Genomic DNA, 24,436 nt, shown 5'->3' with positions numbered 1-24,436 from the left:
TATGAATGTAAGATTTTGGTTGGTAGCGTGTATTCTTTATGTTGTTGGTTGGACTTTTCCCACGGAGTCTACTGCTCAGAATTCTTCGCTACTTCAGGGGAAAGTGCTGCAGTTCGGAACTGATGAGCCCATTCCTTTTGCGCACGTCTATTGGACTGGTTATGAATCTCAAGGGGTAGTCTCGGATATTTTGGGGGATTTTCGGCTGAAGGTGCAGCCTGGGGCGGATACGCTTGTTTTTTCCCATGTCAGTCATGTAAAATTGAAGATTCCTGTAAGCAAGCTACAGCAGGATGCTCGTTTTTTTATGAATTCGAAGCAGGTTGAATTGAAGGAATTCCTTTTTGTAGCAGGGGAGAATCCCGCACTTCCGATCGTACGAAAGGCAATAGCGAACAAAAAATTGAATAATCCATCCAATTTGAGCAGCTACCGATATGAATCGTATGACAAAATGATTTTTACGGTAGACGGAATCAGTGAGGATGGTATTCGACGAACAAAGTTGGACACCTTGTTTGATGGGGGGCATTTGTTGGTATCCGAAAGTTTATCCGAGGTTACGTATAAAAAACCAGGGAAAAGACATGAAAAAGTTAAAGCTTCACAAATATCAGGTATTGAAAATTTGTTGACAGCGCTGGTATCGAGTACCATACAGCCATTTTCATTCTATGAGGACTATATCACCTTGTTGGAGATTCCCTACCTGCATCCCATGACGCGTGATGGCATGAGGAAGTACGACTATTTTTTGGAAGACAGTATTCAATCTTACGGGAGGACGTCCTATGTGGTCAGCTTTCAGCCGAAGGAATCTAAAGGCTACTTATTGGGTACCGGATTTATGACGATTTCTCAGCATCAATATGCACTTGAAAATATCGTGTTCAGTTCTTTCAATAATCAAAGCAATCTGCAGTTTGAACTACAACAAAAAAACCGTTGGGATGGAGAGCACTGGTTCCCTGAGCAAATCAATAGCATTTATTATTTTAAAAACTTTGATGTTAACGGCAGCCCCATGAAGTTGGTCAGTCAAAATTTCATTTCGGATGTCAGGCTGAATGAACCGATTGCAAGTAGCGAAATCTCTCGAGTGGGGTTGATTTATGCTATTCAAAATGAGCGATATCCCCTAGCGCAGTTTCGCAGAGACTCTTTAACAGTTGCCGAGACCCGTGCTTTTTCACGATTTGAGGACATGGATGCAAAAAACCGTCAAAGGGCCCAGAATGTAGTACGGGTATTTTCTCAGCTATTGACAGGGAGGGTCGCTGTAGGGAGTTTTGATGTGGTGGCTGGGCAGCTATTCCGGATCAATCAGCACGAAGGATTGGCATTAGGCCTTGGGCTTGCTACCAACCAACAGTTTTCCAGGTATTTGGAATTAGATGGATATATTCGATATGGTTTTCGGGACCGTGCATGGAAGTATGGTGTTGGTTCTAGCATCTTGTTTAATGATATTCGGGAGTCAAAACTCCGTTTTGCTTATAGTCAGGATATAGCTGAAATCGGTGCAAATCCTTTTTTGCGTACCCGAACATTTGCACTATCAAGTGACTTGTTTCGGAATTTTTTAGCGGAGAAAATGGATGCTGTGCAGCGGTATGCGATTGAGTTTTCTCAACTTCCGTTTCAAAACTGGCGCCTGGGGCTCACTGCTAGTACCGAAAGTCGGATTCCTTTATGGACTACCCATGTAGCCGATTTGGCAGCTATTCAAGAATTATATCAGCCTTTTCAAGCCACTGAGGTAGGCCTCAATCTCAGGTATATTTCTAAAGAAAATAATTCTAAAATAGGCAGACAGATCCTGCCTGGGCCCGTAGGATATCCTGTACTTCACCTGCATGCATCCCGTGCCATTCCGGATCTATTGAATGGAACGGCTGATTTTTGGAGGCTGGCTTTCAAAACACAGCATCAATGGAGAAAAGGGGTTTCTACGCATCAGCTGAATGTGGAGGGGATGAGTGTTTGGGGAGCAGACATTCCGATATCCTATTTCAATACGGGCTTTGGGATTCAGCCGCAGGAGCGAACCTTTTCATTTAGCCTACCCGCATACTTTCAGACCATGCGGATTTACGAGTTTTTCTCAGATAGAGCCGTTTTTGCGAATTATTACTACCTGACAGGCCCTCTGGTTCAGCAAGATCTGTCGCTGCTGTCTATTGCTCCACAGCTTAACTTGGTGCAAAGTGTTGCTATAGGTTCCGTGAATCATTCTTTTGGAGACCAGCCATTCCCTTTTCAGACGATGGAAGAAGGGTATTTAGAGTCAGGTATAGAACTACAAAACATAATCAAATACCGTTCAGGCTTTGGCTTGCAGGGTATTGGTGTCGGGGCATATTACCGTTGGGGAGCGTATGCTAACCCTACGTTTCAGGAGAATTTATTTGTGAATTTGAGTTTAAAGGTGGCATTTTGATCGACACAGGTAAGCTTGTCTCTAATAATATTTTGGTTAAATTGAGGTTAGACACTTTAGTAAAATCTAAAAAAATGACAAAAATTAATTTATCTTTTATTACATTTAAAATAGCAGGGATCTTATTATTAAGTTCCTGTACCGTATTTCATACACTACCCTCAAAGAAAATTCAACACATAGAATTTTCAGATGACCCGGCGAATGAAAAGTACACCTTCGTTTATCAGAATTTCGAAAACTCACCCAATTTAGAGGTATTTAAATCATTATATGCACTAGATAGTGTCGCAGATTTAGGAAACTCTGAATTTGAAAAAATCTTATACTTGCTCAAATGGACAAATGGTAGGTGGGAACATAGCGGCTCCAATGAACCATCAGAATCAAATACGTTTACAATCTTGAAGGAAGCCAGTGAAGGGAAAAAATTCAGATGCGTGGAATATGGCATTGTTCTCAGGACTGTCTTAGCGAGTAATGATTTTAGCGCTAGAACATTAGGGTTAAAAACAAGGGATGTGGAAACTACTAAGTATGGGGCTGGTCATGTACTTACAGAAGTATGGTCTCCTCAATTTAATAAGTGGTTTATGCTAGATGCGCAATTTAACATTGTTCCCGTTCTTGACGATATACCCTTGAATGCTGTAGAGTTTCAGAATGCAATTATACAAGGCAAAAATTTTAAGCTCGTGAACATTAAGGGTGAAGTAGATTCCCAGTTTAAACAGGGATACATGAATTTTATCCCTCACTATCTTTATTATTTTGATTTCGCCTTCGATCAGAGAGAAGTTCCCAATGATGAGTTACTTAAAGTAAATGGTAAGGGAAACCTCATGCTCGTTCCCCTAGGTGCCAAGCAGCCAACGGTATTTCAGAGAAAGTGGCCCATGAATAACTACGAATATACCCGTTCATTAAGAGATTTTTATAGGCAACCTGAATAAGCGTCTTTATAAGGCCTCAAGTATGGCGCTAGCTCTCTGAAATCTGCTTGGGTCCCGCCTACCGTTCGATAATGAATTTTAAAAGGTTAACAGAACTATCGGAAGAAATTCTCAAAATATAAAGCCCATTACTTAATCGACTGATGTCCAGCTCGAATCCTTTTTCTATACGCAAGAAAGATTCAAATTCACCCAAACTTCTGCCAGTAGCATCTAATAACTCAATTTCATACTGATTTAAATCGATCCCTTCATCGAAACTTACAAAAAGATCGTTTTTAGCTGGGTTTGGAAAAAGTTTGTAGCCTACCTGTTTCTCCGAAAAAAGAGTACCAGTGGACAAAACCAAATCTACCCTCACCTTAATTGCCGCTTGTGCCGCGTTGCCACTAGCGTCTTTCACCGTGTAGATAACATCGTGTTCCCCCAGATCCTCCCTAGTGAACTCGTTTTTGGATAATATTCTTTCAACGATTTCGCAATTATCCCAACTTCCCTCATCGATATCCTCCCACGATAAACTTGCATAGCCATAAGAATCTAGAGTTAGGACATAGGTAGCTTTCGCGCTGATTTCTGGGCTGATATCGTCTACCACAGTGGCCGCTACTGGAACTCGGGGAGATACGCCGGCTTCTGTTGAGGCTTCCGCATAAAAGATTGTATTTTCAGTTAGAAAAGGGGTAAGAAAGGACTCCCCTACGGCTAAAGCGTTTCCGCCTGCTACTTCATCAAACCAATGGATTTCACCAGCATTAGCAGTAGCATAAAGCATGACAGACCCAAAATCACATCTAAAACCGGGTGTTGTACTCGTCACTAAAAGTGACTCAGCGGGCATTAGAGGAGTTCCTGATAGAGCAATATTGTTAAAAGTAACCCTATCTCCGTTATCTCGCTGCATGTCATTTCCTGTAAATCGTAATCTAAATAAAAAATTAGGATTATCAGCAGCTAAAGCGACAGTGCTAAAATCAAACTCAACTACTGTATATGTGCTCTTAATGGGAACTGCAGCATTAAGAAGAGTAGCATCAGACCAAGTCCCTGATGTTTGATCAAAATACATGACGCTTATCTCCTCCGCAGCACCTTCGTCTAAGACCGCAAATGAGAGATTTATATTTTCAAATCCTACAGTTGACACCGCAAAGTTCAGCGTATTTTCCTTGCTGCCCTCTTGAAAGGGCTGTTTAACCTGTAAGCCTCTCATGTTTACCTGTTCGAACGCTAACCCACCACTTGCCTCCGGAAAGTAGTTAAGTGGACTTGGGCTATTTCTACGCTCCATGGAAGCTTTCCGCCAACTTGGGTGCCCGCTGACAAAAGGATACCCCTCTAAAGATGACGTATACTCTATGACTCCCGGCTTGTCTTTTTTAGTATAAGTAGCCTGAAGAGATGTAAGTGGTGTATTGTTAGGGATATTATTATCCATCAACCAAAAGTGAATAATCTCTGAGGACTCAAATTCAGTAAGCGCTCTGAAATGTGCGGTTATTTGGGTGTCTTCCTTGAGACGAATTACTAGAGTGCTATCACTACTTTGAACAGCACCACTCCAATGGCTAAATGCATAACCTGGTAGCGAAAAAGCCGTCACTGAAATAGGTATTTCATTAAAGTAAATGCCTGTCCAAGGGTAAGGGGTATCAGAGACTCCTGGAGTCATCGGCAAAATATCCAACGTATTTACACGGATATACCCAGCTAATGACTGTAAGGAATCTGCAAGGCTAGTAGGGGTATCGGCTACATCAATTTCAAGCTGATAAGTATCCGATAAATTAAATTGTTTCATCAAATGCTGCCTTGCAAACTCTGGACGCTGAGCAGCAAAGTGAGCCATCGTCTCCACATGACTTGACCAGTTGGTGGGCATTGCCCATCGCTCCCTATGTTTTGGAATTTCGGGTTCAATGACAGCCTTCATTTGGTCAATTAAATCAATAGCTCTCTGTGGTAAAAAAGCAGTATTTAACAAGTCTGCGTAGCGTAATACAAATTCAGTTTTAAATTCATTGTTTTCCAATAGTTTCCGTAGAACTAAGGTCGACCAATCCTGATTCGGCCAAGAGGTCCCGCCCGGCTGAGTAGCAAATGCTAATGTATTATGGTCAGCCTCTTCCCTCAAACCAAAGCCGAAGTCGGTATCATACATTAACCAGCGCCACCTTCCATCGTGTCCTGCTGGAGCACCTCGCACAAATTCCGATTTTTTTCTCCAAAAACGTATATTATTGCCAGGCCAGTCTGTATTTGCACTAAAAATATTAGCAACTTGATAGTCAATAAAACTTTTTTCATCTATAAAAGTCTTTACGATTTCGAAGTTATCAGTAAGGGTTAGGTCCGTCTGAGTTATAAAATCGATAAAGTTAAACCAGTGCTGATTATCTCCCTCTTGCACTTCGCCATTTTTTTCTAACAAATCGATTTCATCTTCTTCAATAGCATAAACTCTTTTAAAATAATGTTTATCGAAGCGCTCCCTTAAATTCGCTATACCCCAATACTCCCCATTAAGGTAATGAACAAGCGGCTGATACTGCTGAGTATCAAAATTCAAATGTGCTACTAAGCGCTGTATAAACGCATCCCTGAAGAGCGTTAAATTACGGTCTTGACCTGAATTTCTGACTAACAGTCTTTTAAAACTCAAATAAGGATAGGCATCAAAGAAGGCATAATCTAAGGTATTTTTACCATACTCCGAACGTGCATACAGCCGAAGAGATTTTACTGGAAATGACCTACTTATGCCACCATGAATCCTGATTCCTATATCCTGACTTATCTGTTCCTCATTGCTTACAAAATAAGCTATATGCGCATTAATCTCATTTTCTGCCCCTCTTCTTTGGTAATTACTTTCGGTGTTTCCATTGGGAATGTGTGAAGGATTAACAGAACGCCAGTCATCAAAATCAACACCCGCCACATAAATACCCTTATCATAGTCAAAAAAGTCCGTCTCATCCACTGTAATGCTGAGAATGGGTAAATCAGTATGAAACGCAGCCGTAGATGAAATAAAATACGTATGCGTCACCGGCGGACTCATCACCCCCTTACTAAATGCCCTAGCCCTGACTACAGTTGCTTTTTTAACCGCTTCTCTTGGTATATAGCTTGGAGTATAATTCCAAGTAGAAGAAATAGAAGCGAGTTTGTTTGGCTCTGTACTCCTGTCCCGTAAGGCGATCGGTGTCGTGTACGTGAGCGTTTCAACAGTGTTCGTAAGAAAAGGTCCCGAACTTTGTCCAGGTAACTGAGCGTACTGATTTTTATAAAAATAACGAGTACCTGCAGTATGCTCTGACTTGGGGTCACTTCCATCTAGCGTGTATAGGATTACAGCATCCGGGTCTGGATGGGAAAGAGTAAGCGAGAATTCAGCAGGATAAAACCCTGAGGGGTGAGAAAACTCAGGTACAGTTACAAGCGCTGAAGAGGGTGAAGTAGCGTTCGTGCCATTGGGAGTCGGAGTATAATAGAAAAAATATGTGTCGAAATGATCCCCTATTCCCCTCCCATACGACACATCAGAAGGAACATGCACTTTTTCTACCGCATCAAGTAAACTACCGCTGGGGTGTGTAAGACTTAAGCGCTCCCCTTCTGCCGCTATCGCAAAATTGGTATGTAAAGGGAATGCAGGATTTATACGGTTCTTATTAGATGCCCAAACGAGTAAATAGCTTTTAGGAAGCAGGGTTACATCTGGCAAAACCCATTTAAAAAGATTATTCGGATTATCAGATAACCCAAAGCCCGCTAAATCAACAGGAGTCTCTCCGTAATTAAAGAGCTCTATCCAATCTGCATAGTCACCATCTTCGTCCGTGATAGTCGTACGATTTGAGGACATAAATTCATTAATGACCACGTGCTGTGACCATACTGATTGAGCTAATAAAAACAAAAATAAAAGAGAATAAAATTCCTTCATATAAAAAATGAACAACCCGTACTGTAAAAATTATTTTTATACATACCTTCTATCTAAGCACTCTACCTCACACACTTAACGTAGGCATCAAATAAGAGACAAAATACAATTATAGGCACCTAGTAAATTTCGCAGTAATTTCAAGTGCACTAACGCCTAATTCTATCTCAAAATCAAGGTGACAGACCTTACAAAACTAATTTAAGCATTTTAAAAAGAAATACCCAGAAAAATATGTAGTGAACCTAAAATCTTTTTGAGTCAGAGTGGCCCATTATAAGGTACGTTTTCACAAAACTGACATAAACGAGGCTTCTGAAAGAAATCTGATCGTTGGACATAGAAAACGTTAGACCCTAATCCAAAAAACGGAAAAATGGGCATGCTAAAATAAGGCCAACACTGCCTGAACCAGGTACTCCCGAACAAAGACACTAACTAAATCTACCTATCTAATTTTAAATTAAGGTAAGAAAAGTGTCAAACAAAAAAATTTATTTAATCAAAGCGAAAGACGTTCCTACAATCTATTCGAGGTAAAAGATAGAATTCCCCTGTACGCCGCATACTCCGGTCAGCTCCTGATGTAAGCGCCTTTTTATTACCCAGATCGATTTAGGAGAGTGGATCCAGCCAGTAAGCTAGAATGTGCGCTAAGGACTGTTTATTGTGCAAATGGTATGGGAATAAAAAAAGCACCTCGAGAAAATCCTCAAAGTGCTTATTTTTTAGCTCCCCCTCTTGGGCTCGAACCAAGGACCCCATGATTAACAGTCATGTGCTCTAACCAGCTGAGCTAAGGAGGAATTTTTAACTTTCTGAGCTGCTAAGCCCCTGAAGTATGATGCAAAGGTAGTGCTTTCCTTAAATTCTGCAAAACATCACCAGAAAAAAAATCCTGCCCCACAGTCAATTTTCTAATAATCAGGCAAAAAAAGTTTTGCCCGAAGGGCGAAGCTTAAGAATCCCGCTCCTCTTTCCCTAACAAAGCCAGCATCTGCCTACGAGACTCCGCTACCTTTCGGTAAAAATGAAACCAGGCAAAGCCCAAATTCACCACTCCCAAGCCCAAGGCACCATACGCATAAGGCCACTCCCGCGCCACGAAGCCAAAAAACAGGAACAAAGCCAAGGTCAGCACAGACCAAAAATTCAGGAAAAACCGCGAGCCCGGAAATAGCCGATACGAAAGAAATAAAATCGCCCCACGCGAACACTCCTCCAGTCGCCCCCGAATTAAAGGCACGAAACTGTCCGCCTTCCGCAGCCGAACCGAAAGCCGAAAGCCGGTCTCCTCGATCGTGCCATTAAAATGCACCTGACCCGCCCCTGCCGGGGGCCGCCGGTAATCCAAATAATCCACCTGCTCGGTCACCTCCTCGAGGCGACTGAGAATCTCGCGGCTCTCCAGCGAACAAACGATCACTTCCTCATAGCGTGGTAAAAGACTCATGCTTACGAAACTGAAAAAGGCTGGATTCGTTCGCACCACCCAGCCTTTTTTCCACCTATTTTACTGCTATACAACTGATTTCTACCTGCACATCCTTCGGCAGGCGACTTACCTCTACCGTCTCTCGCGCTGGGGGGTTCTCCTTAAAATATTGGCCATAGGCCTCATTAATCGTCCCGAAAGCGCCCATGTCACGAATAAAAAGGGTGCACTTCACCACATCCGCGAAGCCGAAACCCGCCGCACGGAGCACCGCCTCCAGATTCTTCATCACCATGTGGGTCTCCTCGGTCAGGTTTTCATTTACCAGCTCCCCCGTCTCTGCATCTAAAGAAATCTGCCCCGACACATACAAGGTGTCTCCCACCAGAACTGCCTGACTATAAGGACCTATCGGAGCCGGAGCCTCCGCCGTGTAAATAATTTGTTTGCTCATATAGCGATCACTTAAGGATTAAATTTTACCGTATTCATCAGATGCATCATATCCACCTTGATGTATTCGATCACAGGGGATAAGGAATCATTTTTTACTGCTGTCTCGAAGTATAGCGCTCCGCGCAAAAAATGGCGCGTGGAATCGGTCACAAAAAACTGAAACTGGGTGGGCACCTCCCCACTCAGCTCTGCCACCACACCCGTGTAGCCATTTGGCGTGCGCAGCACCCGCTCCTCGATACCATACGCCTTCACCTGGTGCTGTGCCGTTAAATTCACCGCATCCTCTAACACCATCCGCAGCGACTTGCCACCCACACCGATCGGCTGATACGTGAAGTGCACCTTGGCACCGAACTCCGGATAGTACAAATTAATCCAGTAAGGCTCCGAGGCATTAAAATGATCGGGCTCCACCTGACTGTGCACCGAATACTCGAAGTGATAGGGAAAAGGCTCCTCCAGATCGGTGAAAGCAAACTCCGGTAAATCGATGCGGTTATAGCCCTTTGGCTTGGGGAGATAGTTCTCCCCACAGGCCATGCAGAGAAACAATACGCAAACAAGCGCTGTTATGCTTTTTGACATAGTCAAAAGTAATCATTTAAAAGGAATACTAAAAACATGAGAAAACCAACTTTTACCCAAGCAGCGGCCTGGATGTTCAGCCTCGGGCTGCTTTTCGCCGGCACCATCGCACAGGCCCAGACGTCCATGGAGGAATTTGTAAAAAAATGGGATAATGGTCTGGCCTTTACCCTAGAAACCATCGATGCCATGCCAGATGAGCTACTCGACTACAAGCCCCATGCTTCCGCGATGAGCTTTAAGGAACAGGTGGCCCACTCCGCTACGTCCATCGTGTGGATCGCGAAAAACACCTTGGACGGACCTGATCCGGACTTTGACACCAGCGCCACCCCTGCTAATAAGGCCGAGCTGAAGGCCCTTGTCGAGGCTTCTTACGCCTACGGCAAAAATCTGGCGGCCAGCCTCAGCCCTGAAGATCTAGAAACACAGGTAGAGAGCTTTGCCGGCACAGTCACGAAGCGTCAGCTGCTCGCCCTTATGGATGACCACGCCACCCATCACCGGGGAGCAGCCATCGCCTACATCCGTGCGAATGGCATCGAGCCTCCACGCTACCGCGGACTTTAATCTCGTGCCCTTCGCGCGAAGCGCGGGACAAAAAAATAATCCGATCCCCCCTGGTTATACCCAAGAGGAATCGGATTTTTTATTTGGCTTACCTCATCCATGAGACCGATTCCTCTGGATCCTTATTCGGCATCTATCCAGGTGACTTTTTCGGCGATATCGCCTCTTCTGCCCGCCGGATAGCGATCCGTAGCTGGCTTGGCCACATAGAAAAAGCCCATCAGCATGTCCTCCTCCTTTAGGTCGAAGAAAGCTTTGGCCTCCGGCCAAAACGTACAGCCTCCCGTCCCCCAGTAGGCCGCTAAACCATGGGCCGTGGCAGTCAAATACATGTTCTGCACCGCCATGGCGACGGCAGCAATCTCCTCCATCACCGGTAAGTTCGCCCGCGTATCGCGGATCATTTTAATGGCGATGATGTGGGAAGCCTTCAGCGGATTTTCATACAATTTCTGGTAGGTGGCCTCCACGAAATTTCCTGCCGACTCACTGCGCTGCTTGTAGGTCTCGGCCTGGAACTTGGCAAATTTCTTTTTGCCCTCCCCCGTAAATACGGTGAAGGCCCAGGGCTGGGTCAACTTATGCGTAGGGGCCCAATTCGCATTCTCCAGAAGCTCAGCGATGAGGGTGTCGTCTACAGGATCATTTTCTTTAAACTGCGCCATAAACATGGAGCGTCGGCCACGTAAAAGTTGGGTAACAGCCTGTGGCGCGATATCTGGTCTTTCCATTTTGGTCTATTTTTTACCCTTAAAAATGGGAAAAGATAAAAATAAGTTCAACATTCGCCCTAAAGGACTCATTTCAGCCAGGCGGTACTTGATCCCCTTTTCGGCCTTGGCGATGGTTTCCCGCGTGAGGCCGGGATCGATGTTTCCAGCACGCGAGTCCAGCATTTCTTGTAGCCAGGCCTTCGGGTTCTTATTCCCCTTCCAGTCACGCAGCATACGACGCGTGACACGGACATTTTCGGGACAGTTCACCAGGCTAGAGATTTCTTCATCGGTCAACTTATACTGGTGCTGCTCAAAGATTTCTTCTGGGCTAAAGATATGGATAAAGGCATAGGAATCTCCTACACGCAAAATATCACCGCAGAAGCAATCGGTAAACATAGCGATCCCCTCGCCGCGCCTTACGGCCGCGGCAAAAAGCTTAGCCCGCTGCTTTTCGAAGTCGGCTTCGATTTGTATGCGGCAAAAAGGTCGTTTATGTCTGGACATGGTATAAAAGTCTATACGGATAGGCGACATACCGCCATCGCACTCGTTTAGTCAGGTAGCAAAAACGCTTCACTGCACACGCTGAATAGATAAAACACTGCTCGTCAGCGCATTCGCCTTCTTCATATCGATTCCATAGATGCGAAGAAAGGCATCCACGATCAGCTGCCCGCCCCTAAAGGAAAGAGGATAATGGGCATCACTGTCTGTAATGACGTCTACTTGCATCCCTTTTTCGAGGCGCACACCATTACGAAAGCCGGTCATGGTTACAGTTACTTTATAAAGAGGCATACGTTTTTAGAATTTATTCAGAAAAAGAACAGGGAGGAAAGCGCTGAGCGCTCTTCCCCTCCTACCTAGAGTTAGACCGCAGCGGATCCACCGCTAAGGCTGAAGATCTGGAAAACCAGCACACCGAGGAGCAGCACGATTAGTCCTAGCCCCACGAAGACGGCGATCATAATCCATTTTGCATAACGCAGCAGCGCGCCGAGGCGCGTTGCCGCCATCGACGTAAAACTACTGAGCGTCGTGCTGATCCCGATCACTGCCGCACCCAAATCATCCAGCCATCCCACTATGGGAATAAAGTCCGGAATAAAATCGATGGGCGAGATGATATACAGTAACGAAAGCAAGATGATCATTGCATCGAGCGCTTTGTTTTTCGGTCCGCTTGTCTCAGTTAACGTAGGGCGGAGTGTTGATCTTGAGTTTTGCATAAAGAAATATTTGTTTTAAACTAACAGGAGAGGATCAGGATTGCACTTACTTTTGCGCAAAGTGCTCTAAGAGCCGAATTACCCCATAAGCCGCACCGATAACACCAGCTACCACCACCCCCTTAATCAAGTTAGGCGAGACGACCTTCCAAATAATCGTACTAGGATCTACGTTTTTACCGAACGGTGGCATTTGCTGATCCGGGTCATAGATAAGGGAACTTACTACAGATTTTTGATTTTTCATGATTCAAGTGAGTTTAGAAATTAATAAGTTAAATAAGGCGAACCTGTAAGGACTGCAAGTTATCGCTCTTTACTAAGCGATACCCGATGACTTTATAGATGCAAGGTATCGCCAACAAACGTAGGTATTCGGTAAAGAAACGTTAAACTACCCCTCGCGCTGTGCACGCCTTTTGGGGCGCCAGGCCCCTCGCGCTGTGTATCAAAAGTAGCTAGAGCTTATCGCTTCGGCAGGGCCACATGCGCTCACAGCAGTTTCTTTGCTACCCAGGAAATAAGCACCACCAAGCCGATTCCGGCCGCTACCTGAAGGGGTTTTTCCAGCGTATCCATCGGATCGCTTTTTCTTCCAGGCCATGGAATTGGAGGAGTTCCTATGGGAAAAGGCCAGTCTTGTTTTCCCATGCTAGGATGAAAATATCCCGCTATACCCAGGCTGGCACTTTCTTTTTCGGATGTTTGGTCTGTTATCTTTGTCATCTTTAGTTTTATTTAAATGAGAACCGAATATCTATCGTTTTCAGTACTTTATGCGTACGGATGTATATCTACCCCTTTTTTCCCCATAGCCGAACGTCTTTTCTCGGATTCGTGGGATATCTAGAAAATAATAAAGCCCTCCGGCATTGATATGCTGCCGGCAGGGCTGTGCCTAAAAAATCATCACCCGAGGCACGATCAGACTTAAAAATGGCGCTATGCCTTAGAAGATATGCCTCCCCTTAAAGAGAAACTCCTCTTCCATCCACTGCTGATAGCCCGCCTCGAAACCCATCTTGTACGCCAGTACGGCAGACTCGACACGTCCCTCACAGACGGTAGCTAGGTCCAGCTGGGCCAGCAAGTCCTTCCGAAGACGATCCAGTGCATCGCGCTCGAGAAATAGCGTGTAGAACCGCTTGGCATGGCCTAACTCCTGAATCCTGTCCACCTCATGGCTGACGGTGTAGAAGCGCTCCTCCACTTCCCGCAGCGATCTGCCGACGACATCCTTGAAGCGAGCTACCAGAAAAGCCTTTCGGTCATCAAGCTCTGCCATATCGCGTAGCTGATAGCCATCGGCGTGTCCTAGTCGGACAAAGTCCTGCTCCAAAAAAGCATCTACTGTGCTTAGGGCTGCCTGCTCTGGGGTCGGATCTTCCTCCTCAAGGAAGGTTTTACGAAAATCATCATCCCTTACATCTACGGGCGCCGCCGCTGCCGGGGACTTTTGTCCCTTAAATCCTAATAATCGAAATATGCTTGTCATAACCATAACCCTTTAAAGTGAACAAAACAGAACCCATACGTACCCGCAGATACGCGATCAGTAGAAGCTTAAGGGAGCGCATGTCTCGGCTTATCGCTTGCTGATCATGCTACAAAATAACAGTCCAAGTGTGCAGGCTATCTGCGCATTTACGAGAAAAAAATAAAATCTAGAGACGCTTCTTTCGGATGTGGATACGATTATCTCTCACGCTACTCCAGCCCTCTTTCTGCATGCAGACTTCGATAAACTCCTGCACCTGGCCTTCGTCTAGCAGCAGCTCTTCTTGCAGGAAAGCACTGAGCGCCTTCACCCGCAGCTCCAGTTCTTCATGATAGGAGACATACGAATTTAAAGAAATTACCTTTTCACGGATGATATCTTCCTGTTTATCCAGGTTTTTATAATACGGCAGCGGGGTCATGATACGTTGGGCATCGGCCGTGGTGCTTATCAGCAAAAAAGAGCCTAGACGGGACTTGCGCTCGATATGGTGGGAGGTGAGCTCCTTATCGTGGTACATGCTCACGGCTTCACAGAGCCTTTTATAGTCCCCCATAGAGCCTTCGCAAATGCTATACAACTTATCCTTGTCGTGGTAGATATAAATCCTTAGGTTTTCCTCTACGTAATTTTCGATAAAGATAATGTGTGAAGCGTTTTCCATGATGTAAAAATAGTTGCCCGGTAATGGAAGGGGTACGTGATGGGCTGGTACAGCCAAAACCAAATATACTACTAAATTCTTAAATCGAAAATGAAGATCTGTACGAAGAGCACATCGTTTCGGTTCAGGGACAGACAGCCTTGCAGCTGTAGACGACAGGCTTAGCATAGGTGAAAGGACGGATCAGCAAGGCCTGTGCTATTCACCTGCTCGCTTAAGAATGCTTCCTTTCGTTTGTTTTCGTTTGCTTTCTATTTTCGCCTTAGACCTGATCGTTTGGCTTCGTTTGCTTTCGTTTGCTTTCGTTTGCTTTCGTTTTAAAAAAACTACTAAAAATGCTAGGTGGGTCCTATAACGTCCTTCGGCCCACTACGTAAGGTTCTTCCGTGTTATCGCTTGCTTCACAGGTCTTAGTCCTGAAGACCCCTTCTCTCGGCATGCACGCTAACGGGGCTGCTCAGCCGCAGCTCCCTTCCGCTCCCGCGTCCGTTGTTTTAGTGGATGGGATGTATTGACCTCACTGCAAAAACTATAAGTGGCAGCAAAAAGGAAAAATAAAGACCTGATTTAAAGATAACTAATCCTTTATCTGTATCTTCGCTTAAACTCTTTTTCTAAAGCTCTTCTTTGCTCATACTCCCATCTCAACTCCTGCATTATTCTTGCCTTTCTTCTATTTTCATCTCGACGACGGCGATAATCTGGGATCCAGAAAAAAAGAAGTAGTAAACTAATGAAGGCAATACCTGCAGAATAAACTATTCTTTCCTCATCTGCATATAGCGCAATATTAGCAAAGAAGTATACGGGGATAAGTAATAAGAATCTCATAATAAAAAGATTTAAAAAAGTAATATAGTAAATTTATGTCAATAATCAAATGACTTTACTAACTGCTAACCCATTAATCTTTCATTTATTTTGTCGTTTGCTCATGCAGGGCGCTTCCCTCAAAGTCAGGCTATTCGCGGCAGTCTTTCCCCCCCATTTTATAGTGACAAAGAAGGGGAATTGGAGATCCGCTCATTTTCCTAGCCTATTCGTGTAGATCATATAAAGCAACCGAAACACCCATAAAAAATCCCCTTGACCCTTTCCTCATTAAATACTACCTTCCTGTCCGAAAACCTCCCCCACCCAAAAAACATATGAAAAAAACCTTCGCCTGCATCGATGCGCACACCTGCGGAAATCCCGTCCGCCTCGTCACAGGAGGAGTGCCCTTCCTCCCCGGAAAAACCATCGCCGAAAAACGAGAATATTTCATCCAACACCTCGACTGGATCCGAACAGGACTCATGTTCGAGCCCCGAGGACATGATATGATGTCAGGAGCCATGCTCTTCCCCCCCACAAACCCCGAAAATGACGCCGCCATCCTCTTTATCGAAACCTCCGGCTGCCTGCCCATGTGCGGACATGGCACCATCGGAACCGTGACCATCGCACTAGAAGAAGGTCTCCTCCAAGCAAAAACCCCCGGAACACTACGCCTCGAAACGCCCGCTGGACTCGTCCTAGCACGCTACTCCAGCGAAGGAAATCGCATCACCTCGGTCACCATCACCAATGTCCCCAGCTTCCTCTATCAAGAAAAGGTCTCCGTCCAACACCCCGACCTAGGAACCCTTCATGCCGACATCGCCTACGGAGGAAACTTCTACGCCATCATCGACCCCCAGCACAACTTCCCCGGCATGGAACACTTTAGCGCTGAACAACTCACCTCCCTAGCGCGCTCCCTACGCCGCATCCTGCGTGAAACCCTTACCCCCATCCACCCCGAAAACGCGACCATCCGAGGTATCTCCCATGTCATGTGGACAGGAAAACCCACCCATCCCGACAGCAGCGCCCGAAATGCCGTTTTCTACGGCGAAAAAGCCCTCGACCGCTCCCCCTGCGGCACCGGAACCTCCGCACGCATGGCACAGTGGCATGCCCAGGGGCGCCTGGCCCCAAACCAAAACTTCATCCACGAAAGCATCATCGGCTCCACCTTCACCGGAAAAATCGAGGCACTCAGCCAAGTAGGTGACTTCCCCGCCATCATCCCCAGCATCAGCGGATGGGCACGCATCCACGGCTATAACACCCTCTTCATCGACGACCAAGACCCCTACGCCTATGGCTTCCAAGTGCGCTAACAGCCCTAACTCCGCAGCCCCTATCCTCATCATCGGTGGCGGCATCATCGGCCTCTACACCGCCTATTACCTGCACCAAATGGGCCGCGAAGTTATCCTCCTTGACAGAAATAGCAGCCCCGAAAGCACCTCCACCGGAAATGCAGGCATGGTCGTCCCCAGCCACATCGTCCCCCTCGCCGCTCCCGGCATGATCGAAAAAGGCATCCGCTGGATGTTTTCGCCTAAAAGCCCCTTTTACATCCACCCCAGCTGGAACTGGCAACTTCTGGACTGGGCACTCCGCTTCCGCCGCGCCGCCACCGCCAAACAGGTACAGCGTGCCATCCCTCACCTGAAAAATATCTCCCTGCTCAGCCTACGGGAATACCAAAAATTTTTCACCAAACATGCCCCCGAAACCGCAGCCTTCACCCTCCAGCAAAAAGGCCTGCTCATGCTCTATCAAACCGCCGCCATGGAAAAGGAAGAGCTCACATTCGGAGCACTCGCCCGCCAAAACGGCATAGAAGCACATGCCCTAAGCCCTGCTGACATCGCCCACCTTGAACCGGGAACCCGCATAAACGCCCGCGGAGGCATCCTCTTCCCCGGAGATGCCCACCTCGACCCCGCCGCCCTCATGCAGTACCTAAGAAACCATTTGCGCGCCAGCGGCATCCTCCTCCACACTGACACCGAAGTCCTAAAAATCGAGCGCAGCACTAGCGGACAGATCCTACGCGTGCACAGCAGAGAAAATAGCTGGAACTGCAGCAGCCTCGTGCTCTGCGGTGGCGCCTGGACGAGCACCCTCACCCAGCAGCTCGGCCTAAAACTGCCCTTGCTGGGTGGAAAAGGCTACAGCTTTCTCCAAACAAACCCCTCGCCCGGCATCCGCCAAGCCGCCATCCTCTGTGAAGCGAAGGTAGCCGTCAGCCCTTACGGGCAAAAAGTACGCTTTGGGGGCACCCTCGAAATTCAAGCCACCACCGATAACCGCATCCGCCAGCCTCGGGTACAGGGAATCTACGAAGCCGCCCGAAACTTCTATCCCGAATTCCCTTTCGAATTTCCCAAACAAGAGGCCATCTGGACCGGACACCGCCCCTGCTCACCTGATGGCATGCCCTATATCGGCGCCCTCCCCGGTAGCGATAATGCCTTTGTCGGCACTGGCCATGGCATGATGGGCGTCAGCATGGCGCCCGCCACAGGACTGCTCCTAGCCGAAAAAATCACGGGAAAAAGCCCCTCCATTAGCCTGGAAGCCTTTCATCCCGGCCGCTTCGCGCGAAAAAGCTAGCGCAAACCCAGCTTCAAGCCTGCAAACACATTGCGCCCCGGCGCGGGCTGAAAAAACCTGCCGCCAAAGGCATTTAAATCATTCCCCAAGCTAAACTCCGCGTCCAAAACATTATCCATGCCGCCGAAAACCTCTAGCACCATGCCTGAACGGAGTAAGCGCTGCCAGCCCAAGCGGAAGGTCATCAGCTGAAAGGAATCTTGAAAAACAGTATTGGCATCATTTAGCGGTAAATCATCCACAAACTGATGCGTGAAATTCAGGTAAAACCCTGGGCGTGAGCGTACATCCAGCGTCACCACCACCGTATGGGGCGCTACACCCGTGAGCTGATTGCCCGAAAAATCATTACCGCCACTTTCGAAATCGGCAAAATTAAAGAAATGTCCCGTATAGGCTAGCCCCGTGCTAAGCTGTGAAAGCCAGGTGCTGCTGGAGCTGTAAAGGGCCTTGCGCGCAGAAATCTCGATCCCCCGCTGCCGCGTCGCTCCTGCATTTCGAAAGAGCACTACGCCCTGCTCATTCGTAAACGTGGTGATGGTCTCGGAGAGCAAAAAGAGGAAGGCTGTTGCGTCCAACTCGATGCCCGCATAGGTGCCCCGATGCCCAAGCTCATAATTGATGCCCCGCTCCGCCTCCAAGTCCTCATTGATACTGCCCTCATTCGTGCGTACCTCCGCGATCGTCGGGGGACTGAAGCCAGAACTGATGCTGGCATGCCACATGCGCGCACGCGGACCGGTATAGGCCAGCGCCACCCGTGGCACAAGCACCGGATTAAACCGCCGCTCCAGTGCACCCGTAGGACCTCCCCCCGCATCGATCGAGCGGTCGATGCCGAAAGTAGTAAAGTTTTGGCTCGCGCCAAAGGTCACCAAAAAGCGTTCGTCTAGCTGCCACTCAGCCTGCTGAAAGAAAAAGCCCTGCACCGTGCGCAGATCATCCGCAAAGCGCACCGTATCCGCCACCCCATTCACATTTCCGAAGTTAAGCGCCGCCGTCAAGCCGTACTGATACTCCCCGCCTGCCACCAAGCGTAAGGAGCGCCCCAGCATCTCTGTATCTAAAGAAAAAGTGCTGCGCCCGCCATAGAAAAAGGCCGTTTCCCGCTTGTAATCGAGTATAAAGGGGTTCTCAAATTCCTTGGTGCCCACATAAAAGGAAGTGGTATTCGCCCAGCGCTCCTCCGCACCCCAGCGCAGCTCATTGACTGCCGACGCAAAGAGGCTTTGCTGCTGAATGCTGCTGTTTTGTTCCACAGATCCCGGTCGGGCCTGTCGGCGATTCGCTGCCATCTGCTCCGCATTTAAGGCGCCTGGAATCTGATAGTCCAGGTCGGAGTACAAAAGGTGCAGGGAAAGTTGGCCCGTCTGCTGCTCAGGTAATATCGCCTGCAGCTGCAGCACCTGGCGGTCCAGCGCCGAATGCTCGCGGTAGCCGTCTGCGCTTTGGCGCACATAGGAAGCACGCAAGGAGGTTTCTCCGATCTTCTGCTCCAGCCCGAACCGATAGCGCTGCATGCCAAAGCTCCCCACCTGATAGGCGGCTTCTACCAGATCTTCCTGCACCTCACCCCGTGGGCGAAAATTAATGACACCCCCATTTCCGGCACCATAGATGCTGCCCGCAGGCCCACGGATGACCTCCGTGTCTGCCACATTCGCGATGTCCAGCAGGTTTAAGTCCGTCGTTCCATCGGGCGCCGTGAGAGGAATATCATTCCAGTAGATTTTAGTGTTTCGCACGCCGAAAGGGGAGCGCAGGGCACTGCCGCGAATGGAGACGCGCAGGGATCCAGGCGCCCGCTCTTCCACCCGAATGCCGGGCTGCGTATTAAAGGGTGCTCGCAGGGAAGTCTCATCGAAACGCTTCCACTCGGCTTCACTGATGCGGGAAATGGCCCCCGCCTGCTCACGCAAGCCTCTGGGGGAGTCAAAACCCTGCACCGTCACCTGCTCCAGCGACTGACTTAGGGGTACCAGCGCCAGCTCCACCTCCTTACCTAGCTGCTCAGCAGTCAGGCGAATGCGGAAAGGCGCAAAACTCAGATGCTGCACCTGTACCTCCTGCCCAGCCAGCGCCACCGTCTCGGGCACCATGACCTGCCCCTGCTCATCGCTCACCAGGCGGACCTCTCCCATCCGCACCAGCGCGAGCGGAATGGGTACACCACTGCCCTGATCACGGAGCTGTAGGACCGTTTGCGCTTCCAGCGCAAAAAAAACAAACAAACATACAAAGGTAAGAAAGGAGGCCAAGCGCATAGCTGCAGGGGTCAGTTTAGAAAGTTCCTACACCCTAAACCGAAAAGACCTCCTCAGGTTCCTCCATCCATAAAAAAACACGGAAAGCCCCTAAACGCGCACCCGTTTTTCCTCCTCGAACTTGGCTTTCACTGCCTTCAGCTCACTCGGCCGGCTCATCACCATGGCATAGGCTTCCTTTAAAGAGCGACTCGCGCGGACATCCTGCACGATCGCCTGCCATTCGTGAAAATTAAGTGTTAGCGGGTTGTAGCTTTCTACCTGCTCGGTCAAGCCATAGGTCGGTCGCTCCTCCTCTGGCTGAAAAGTCCCAAACATGCGGTCCCAGATGATGAATGTGGAGCCATAATTTTTATCTAGATAGTGCGCGTTCGTGGCATGATGCACCCGGTGATGCGAAGGCGTCGTGAAAATATACTCGATCGGCGCGGGCAGCTTGCCGATGTACTCCGTGTGGATCCAGAACTGATATAAGACGGCGATTTGATGGCAAATAAAGAAGACAATAGGATCGAAACCCGCCAACACCACAGGGATAAAAAAGACGATTTTGATGTGCTGGGTCCAAGAAAGGCGGAAGCTGACGGACCAATTGTACTTTTGAGAATTATGATGCGTCACATGTGTGGCCCACCAGAAGCGATTTTCATGGGCGATCCGATGCGCCCAGTAGCGCCAGAAGTCGATCCACACGAAGCAGAGCACATAGGCCCACCAAGTGTGCGGTATGGTCCAGGGTACTAGGTTGTAAAAGAATAAAATTATCCCAAAGGTTAGAACCTTGATGGCGGCGCTCATGCCCACATTTACTAAGCCGATAAAAGTCGCGGCTAACGTATCTTTACCATCGTAATAGTGCCGGTTTTGGCGGGCGGAAAGTATCCATTCTGCAGCTACCAGCACGAACATGACTGGTGCAGCGTATAAAATGATGTTGGGGAGATCCATGGAGAGAATTTGCTCCACGGTGTACTTTTCTTTACTCATGGATAAAGCGGTTGTTTGAAAACGTGGTTTTAATCAAAGGAGCGGAAGCTTTTCGTCTGTACTCACTATCCGCTTGCGCTCAAAAAGAAAGTTACAGAAATACAGCGGGATATCCTACCGAACAGGGCAGCAGTTTAGAGCACTGTTTATTTCTGTGTACCAACAGCCCTTAACGTGTGATAAAAAAAGCCCTCAAGAAATCCGGCTCCAGTTGAGCTGATGCTTGCCCTGTGCACGAATTTGGGTGAGGATGCGGGCATTTTCGGGGAGTGCCAAGCTGGGATCTGTCTGCAGAATTCGTTCAGCAGCCTGTCGGGCCAGCTGCAGGATCGCGCCATCGCGGGCTAAATCCGCGATGATAAGATCGGCCACACCGCTCTGCTGCGTCCCCATCAGGTCGCCTGGGCCACGCAGCTTTAAGTCCACCTCGGCGATTTCGAAGCCATCATTCGTCCGCACCATGGTCTCGATCCGGACTTTGCTGTCCTTCGAAAGGGCATATTTAGTGATCAAAATACAAAAACTTTGGGCTGCGCCCCGCCCTACCCGACCACGCAGCTGATGGAGCTGGGAGAGTCCGAAGCGCTCCGCATTTTCGATGACCATCACCGAGGCATTCGGTACATTTACACCCACCTCGATCACGGTGGTGGCTACCATGATTTTCGTTTCCCCTTTCACGAAGCGCTGCATTTCGAACTCTTTATCCGCAGGCTTTTGATTGCCATGCACGATGCTCACAGGATACTCTGGAAAGGCACGGCAGATGCTCTCGAAACCTTCCATCAGGTTGTTTAGCTCTAGCGTTTCGGACTCCTCTATCAGCGGGTAGACGATGTATACCTGCCTGCCCTCCTCGATCTGCTTGCGAAGAAAGCTGAAAATCGTCAGCCGATCTTTTTCATAGCGGTGCACGGTCTGAATGGGCTTTCTTCCTGCCGGCAGCTCATCGATTAAGGAGACATCCAGGTCTCCATACAGGGTCATGGCCAGTGTCCGCGGGATGGGCGTGGCCGTCATGACGAGCACGTGGGGAAAAGCTCGCTCATTTTTAGCCCACAGCTTGGCTCTTTGGGCTACGCCAAAGCGATGCTGCTCATCGACAATCGCCAGGCCGAGGTTTTGGAAGCGGACCACGTCTTCCAGCAGCGCGTGTGTGCCGATTAGCAACTTCAAGCTTCCATCCAGCAGCGCCTCGTGGATAACACGACGCTGGGCTTTACGTGTACTTCCGGTGAGCAGCGCCAGCTCCAGGCCCATACTGGCTGCGAAACCTTTAAGCCCCTCATAATGCTGCTGGGCGAGAATTTCGGTGGGCGCCATCAGACATACCTGCGCACCAGAGCCAATCGCGATAAGCGCACAGATAAAGGCCACCATCGTCTTGCCGGAGCCGACATCTCCCTGAATCAGTCGGTTCATCTGCTGACCGGAGCGCATGTCTTCGAATGCCTCGCGGATGACCCGCTTCTGTGCTCCTGTGAGGTCAAAAGGGATTTTTTCCGCATAAAAAGTGCTTACCAGATGGGTGCTGCCTAGCCGAAGCCCCGGAGAGCGCTCACGGTTCGTAAGTTTCAATAGGAGCAGCCGAATCTGCACGAAAAAAAACTCCTCAAACTTCAAGCGAAAGCGGGCGCGCTGCAGGCTGTCCTGATCCTCGGGTAGGTGAATTTGGCGAATCGCCTCCGCCTTTGGCATCAGACGGTGTTCCTTTAAAAGCGCTTCAGGAAGCGTTTCACGCAAGTGAGGGATCGCCAGCGGAATCACCTGCTGCAGGAGCTTGCCGATACCGCGCGGGTCTAAATTGCGGGCACGCAGCTTTTCCGTCGTAGCATAAACAGGCGTAAAGGCATTGCCCCGCTGCCGCGCCTCCGACAGCAGTTCCATTTCTGGATGGGCGATACTAAACTGACGTCCATAGCGTGCGGGCTTGCCCACGACGACATAAGGCACCTCCGCCTGCAGGTATTTGAGCACCCACTGCAACCCTTTAAACCAGGTCAGCTCTAGCACCCCCGTTTCATCGTAGGCCTGTACCACCAGCCGTTTTTTACGCGCTTCTCCTACTGTCTGTGCAGGGCGCAGGCGCAAAATCAACTGCACCGTTTCCATTCCTTCTTGTAGGTCGGCTACCTTATAGAACTGGGTGCGGTCCTCATAGCGAAAGGGATAGTGCTGCAGCAGGTCTCCGAAGGTCCGGATTTGGAGCTCCTTTTCCAGCAGGGCAGCCCGCTGGGGGCCCACGCCCTTCAGGTATTCGATATGTTGCTCAAAAAAACGGCTCAAAGGAGATAAGGGGGATCAACCGTAGGGGGTGACCACACGATTTTAAGAGTGTAAAAATACTAAAATTATCCTTTGCGAAGGTTTTTTTCTGAGCACCGCGCAGCCTCCAGAAAACAAAAATACCCCACCTCATTCCCACAGGAAAAGGTGAGGTACAGGACCTTTGTGCTCCGCACAAAAGACCTTATCCGTAGATTTCCTCTAATGCCTGTGCCAGGCGGATACCTGCTGCGATTAGGCGCTCCTCCACATGGTGGTAATACTTGTAGATATACGGGTAACCAATGCGGCCGTCCTCCGGGATATCGTACATGAAAGGACGAAGGGCCACATTTTCCTTCAACCAGTCCGCCGGAGTGCCTGCCGTGTACTTATGCACCATCTCACTGTCCACGCGCTTATGGAGTTCCTTGGCCATTTCGGAGTAGCTCATCTGCTTGGTTCCGATCAGGTCGGAATCCCACACCGCATGGATATTCGTGTCCTTGTTGAAGAATTTCACCTTCACATCATTTCCGCCACGATCTCCTGGTTTCCCTACATGAAAAGGCTGGTGTAAGTCGCCGGTGATATGGATCAGCATGCGCAGGTAGTCGCGCTCTTCCTCAGGGCTTAGGCCGCCCTTCTTGAGGATATCTTTTATGCGCAGAAACGCTTCGTAGGCATCGCCCGCCTCTTCTTGGATGGACGGATCGTAGGTACCATCCACTGTAGTCACCCAGTGCCAAGTATAAGTATAGGCATAGCGTTCATCCGAGCGGATATTATCCATCCAGACGCCTACACCCGAAATAGACTGCTGCTGCAGGATGGCCTCCACGCGCTGTACTGTCACGGGCTTCATTTGCCACTCTGCCAGTTGACCGATCACATAATGCCCTAAGGCGCCCCAAGCAGAAGCTTGAGCATATAAGCCGACCACAAAAACGAGCGTCAGGCTAAGCGATTTTAAATGTTTCATGT

Annotated in this window: 22 protein-coding genes and 1 tRNA gene; 5 read left to right on the top strand and 18 right to left on the bottom strand. The window is 48.5% G+C overall.

Going from position 1 to position 24,436, the window contains the following annotated elements:
- Position 1: 1 nt before the first annotated feature.
- Complete coding sequence (locus ACXIT9_RS07070) at positions 2-2,440, top strand: DUF5686 family protein (RefSeq protein WP_458055524.1); 2,439 nt, start codon at positions 2-4, stop codon at positions 2,438-2,440.
- 74 nt (positions 2,441-2,514) lie between these two features.
- Positions 2,515-3,393, top strand: coding sequence for a hypothetical protein (locus ACXIT9_RS07065; protein WP_458055523.1), 879 nt, complete (start codon positions 2,515-2,517; stop codon positions 3,391-3,393).
- Between the two features lie 58 nt (positions 3,394-3,451).
- Here the strand turns inward: ACXIT9_RS07065 and ACXIT9_RS07060 are convergent, their stop codons facing one another.
- The 5 genes from ACXIT9_RS07060 to gldD form a co-directional block, all read right to left on the bottom strand.
- Complete coding sequence (locus ACXIT9_RS07060; RefSeq protein ID WP_458055522.1) at positions 3,452-7,345, bottom strand: CotH kinase family protein; 3,894 nt, start codon at positions 7,343-7,345, stop codon at positions 3,452-3,454.
- Between the two features lie 732 nt (positions 7,346-8,077).
- Positions 8,078-8,151 (bottom strand) — tRNA-Asn (locus ACXIT9_RS07055).
- Positions 8,152-8,303: 152 nt separating this feature from the next.
- Positions 8,304-8,798 carry a hypothetical protein gene (locus ACXIT9_RS07050; RefSeq protein WP_458055521.1) on the bottom strand — a complete coding sequence of 165 codons (495 nt, stop codon included), beginning with the start codon at positions 8,796-8,798 and terminating at the stop codon, positions 8,304-8,306.
- 55 nt (positions 8,799-8,853) lie between these two features.
- On the bottom strand, positions 8,854-9,234 hold the full coding sequence (locus ACXIT9_RS07045; protein ID WP_458055520.1) for a RidA family protein: 381 nt from the start codon (positions 9,232-9,234) through the stop codon (positions 8,854-8,856).
- 11 nt (positions 9,235-9,245) lie between these two features.
- On the bottom strand, positions 9,246-9,824 hold the full coding sequence (gene gldD, locus ACXIT9_RS07040; protein WP_458055519.1) for a gliding motility lipoprotein GldD: 579 nt from the start codon (positions 9,822-9,824) through the stop codon (positions 9,246-9,248).
- Between the two features lie 36 nt (positions 9,825-9,860).
- On the opposite strand from gldD, the gene ACXIT9_RS07035 reads away from it, so the two are divergent.
- Positions 9,861-10,394 carry a DinB family protein gene (locus tag ACXIT9_RS07035; RefSeq protein ID WP_458055518.1) on the top strand — a complete coding sequence of 178 codons (534 nt, stop codon included), beginning with the start codon at positions 9,861-9,863 and terminating at the stop codon, positions 10,392-10,394.
- Positions 10,395-10,516: 122 nt separating this feature from the next.
- Here ACXIT9_RS07035 and ACXIT9_RS07030 read toward each other — a convergent pair whose 3' ends face one another.
- From ACXIT9_RS07030 to ACXIT9_RS06990, 9 genes are all read right to left on the bottom strand, one after another.
- Positions 10,517-11,125: a nitroreductase family protein gene (locus ACXIT9_RS07030; protein WP_458055517.1), complete on the bottom strand. Its 609-nt coding sequence runs from the start codon at positions 11,123-11,125 to the stop codon at positions 10,517-10,519.
- Positions 11,126-11,131: 6 nt separating this feature from the next.
- Positions 11,132-11,617 carry a hypothetical protein gene (locus ACXIT9_RS07025; protein ID WP_458055516.1) on the bottom strand — a complete coding sequence of 162 codons (486 nt, stop codon included), beginning with the start codon at positions 11,615-11,617 and terminating at the stop codon, positions 11,132-11,134.
- 69 nt (positions 11,618-11,686) lie between these two features.
- Positions 11,687-11,911 (bottom strand): DUF6140 family protein, encoded by a 225-nt coding sequence (locus ACXIT9_RS07020; RefSeq protein ID WP_458055515.1) that lies wholly within the window; start codon positions 11,909-11,911, stop codon positions 11,687-11,689.
- A gap of 71 nt (positions 11,912-11,982) precedes the next feature.
- The gene (locus ACXIT9_RS07015) at positions 11,983-12,342 is read right to left on the bottom strand and encodes a YkvA family protein (protein WP_458055514.1); all 360 of its coding nucleotides are present in this window, start codon (positions 12,340-12,342) and stop codon (positions 11,983-11,985) included.
- A gap of 46 nt (positions 12,343-12,388) precedes the next feature.
- Positions 12,389-12,589 carry a hypothetical protein gene (locus ACXIT9_RS07010; RefSeq protein ID WP_458055513.1) on the bottom strand — a complete coding sequence of 67 codons (201 nt, stop codon included), beginning with the start codon at positions 12,587-12,589 and terminating at the stop codon, positions 12,389-12,391.
- Positions 12,590-12,834: 245 nt separating this feature from the next.
- A complete protein-coding gene (locus tag ACXIT9_RS07005; protein WP_458055512.1) occupies positions 12,835-13,068 on the bottom strand; it encodes a hypothetical protein in 234 nt (77 codons plus the stop codon).
- A gap of 223 nt (positions 13,069-13,291) precedes the next feature.
- Positions 13,292-13,837 carry a hypothetical protein gene (locus ACXIT9_RS07000; protein WP_458055511.1) on the bottom strand — a complete coding sequence of 182 codons (546 nt, stop codon included), beginning with the start codon at positions 13,835-13,837 and terminating at the stop codon, positions 13,292-13,294.
- A 169-nt stretch (positions 13,838-14,006) separates the two neighbouring features.
- On the bottom strand, positions 14,007-14,504 hold the full coding sequence (locus tag ACXIT9_RS06995; RefSeq protein ID WP_458055510.1) for a hypothetical protein: 498 nt from the start codon (positions 14,502-14,504) through the stop codon (positions 14,007-14,009).
- 585 nt (positions 14,505-15,089) lie between these two features.
- A complete protein-coding gene (locus tag ACXIT9_RS06990) occupies positions 15,090-15,335 on the bottom strand; it encodes a hypothetical protein (RefSeq protein ID WP_458055509.1) in 246 nt (81 codons plus the stop codon).
- 317 nt (positions 15,336-15,652) lie between these two features.
- Between ACXIT9_RS06990 and ACXIT9_RS06985 the strand changes: the two genes are divergently transcribed.
- Both ACXIT9_RS06985 and ACXIT9_RS06980 read left to right on the top strand, forming a co-directional pair.
- Complete coding sequence (locus ACXIT9_RS06985; RefSeq protein ID WP_458055508.1) at positions 15,653-16,651, top strand: 4-hydroxyproline epimerase; 999 nt, start codon at positions 15,653-15,655, stop codon at positions 16,649-16,651.
- A complete protein-coding gene (locus ACXIT9_RS06980) occupies positions 16,632-17,936 on the top strand; it encodes an NAD(P)/FAD-dependent oxidoreductase (protein ID WP_458055507.1) in 1,305 nt (434 codons plus the stop codon). The genes ACXIT9_RS06985 and ACXIT9_RS06980 overlap by 20 nt, the downstream gene beginning before the upstream one ends.
- Here ACXIT9_RS06980 and ACXIT9_RS06975 read toward each other — a convergent pair.
- From ACXIT9_RS06975 to ACXIT9_RS06960, 4 genes are all read right to left on the bottom strand, one after another.
- On the bottom strand, positions 17,933-20,167 hold the full coding sequence (locus tag ACXIT9_RS06975) for a TonB-dependent receptor family protein (RefSeq protein ID WP_458055506.1): 2,235 nt from the start codon (positions 20,165-20,167) through the stop codon (positions 17,933-17,935). The two genes, ACXIT9_RS06980 and ACXIT9_RS06975, sit on opposite strands and share 4 nt — an antisense overlap.
- Before the next feature lie 123 nt (positions 20,168-20,290).
- Complete coding sequence (locus ACXIT9_RS06970) at positions 20,291-21,187, bottom strand: sterol desaturase family protein (protein WP_458055505.1); 897 nt, start codon at positions 21,185-21,187, stop codon at positions 20,291-20,293.
- Between the two features lie 192 nt (positions 21,188-21,379).
- Entirely contained in the window at positions 21,380-23,473 is a 2,094-nt protein-coding gene (gene recG, locus ACXIT9_RS06965; protein ID WP_458055504.1) for an ATP-dependent DNA helicase RecG, read from the bottom strand.
- A 184-nt stretch (positions 23,474-23,657) separates the two neighbouring features.
- Positions 23,658-24,434 carry a S1/P1 nuclease gene (locus ACXIT9_RS06960; protein WP_458055503.1) on the bottom strand — a complete coding sequence of 259 codons (777 nt, stop codon included), beginning with the start codon at positions 24,432-24,434 and terminating at the stop codon, positions 23,658-23,660.
- Between the last annotated feature and the right edge of the window lie 2 nt (positions 24,435-24,436).

It is taken from the genome of Nitritalea sp. (genome assembly GCF_054166705.1).
The sequence above is the reverse complement of the archived record's forward strand: the minus strand, read 5'-3'. Positions and strand labels throughout refer to the sequence as shown.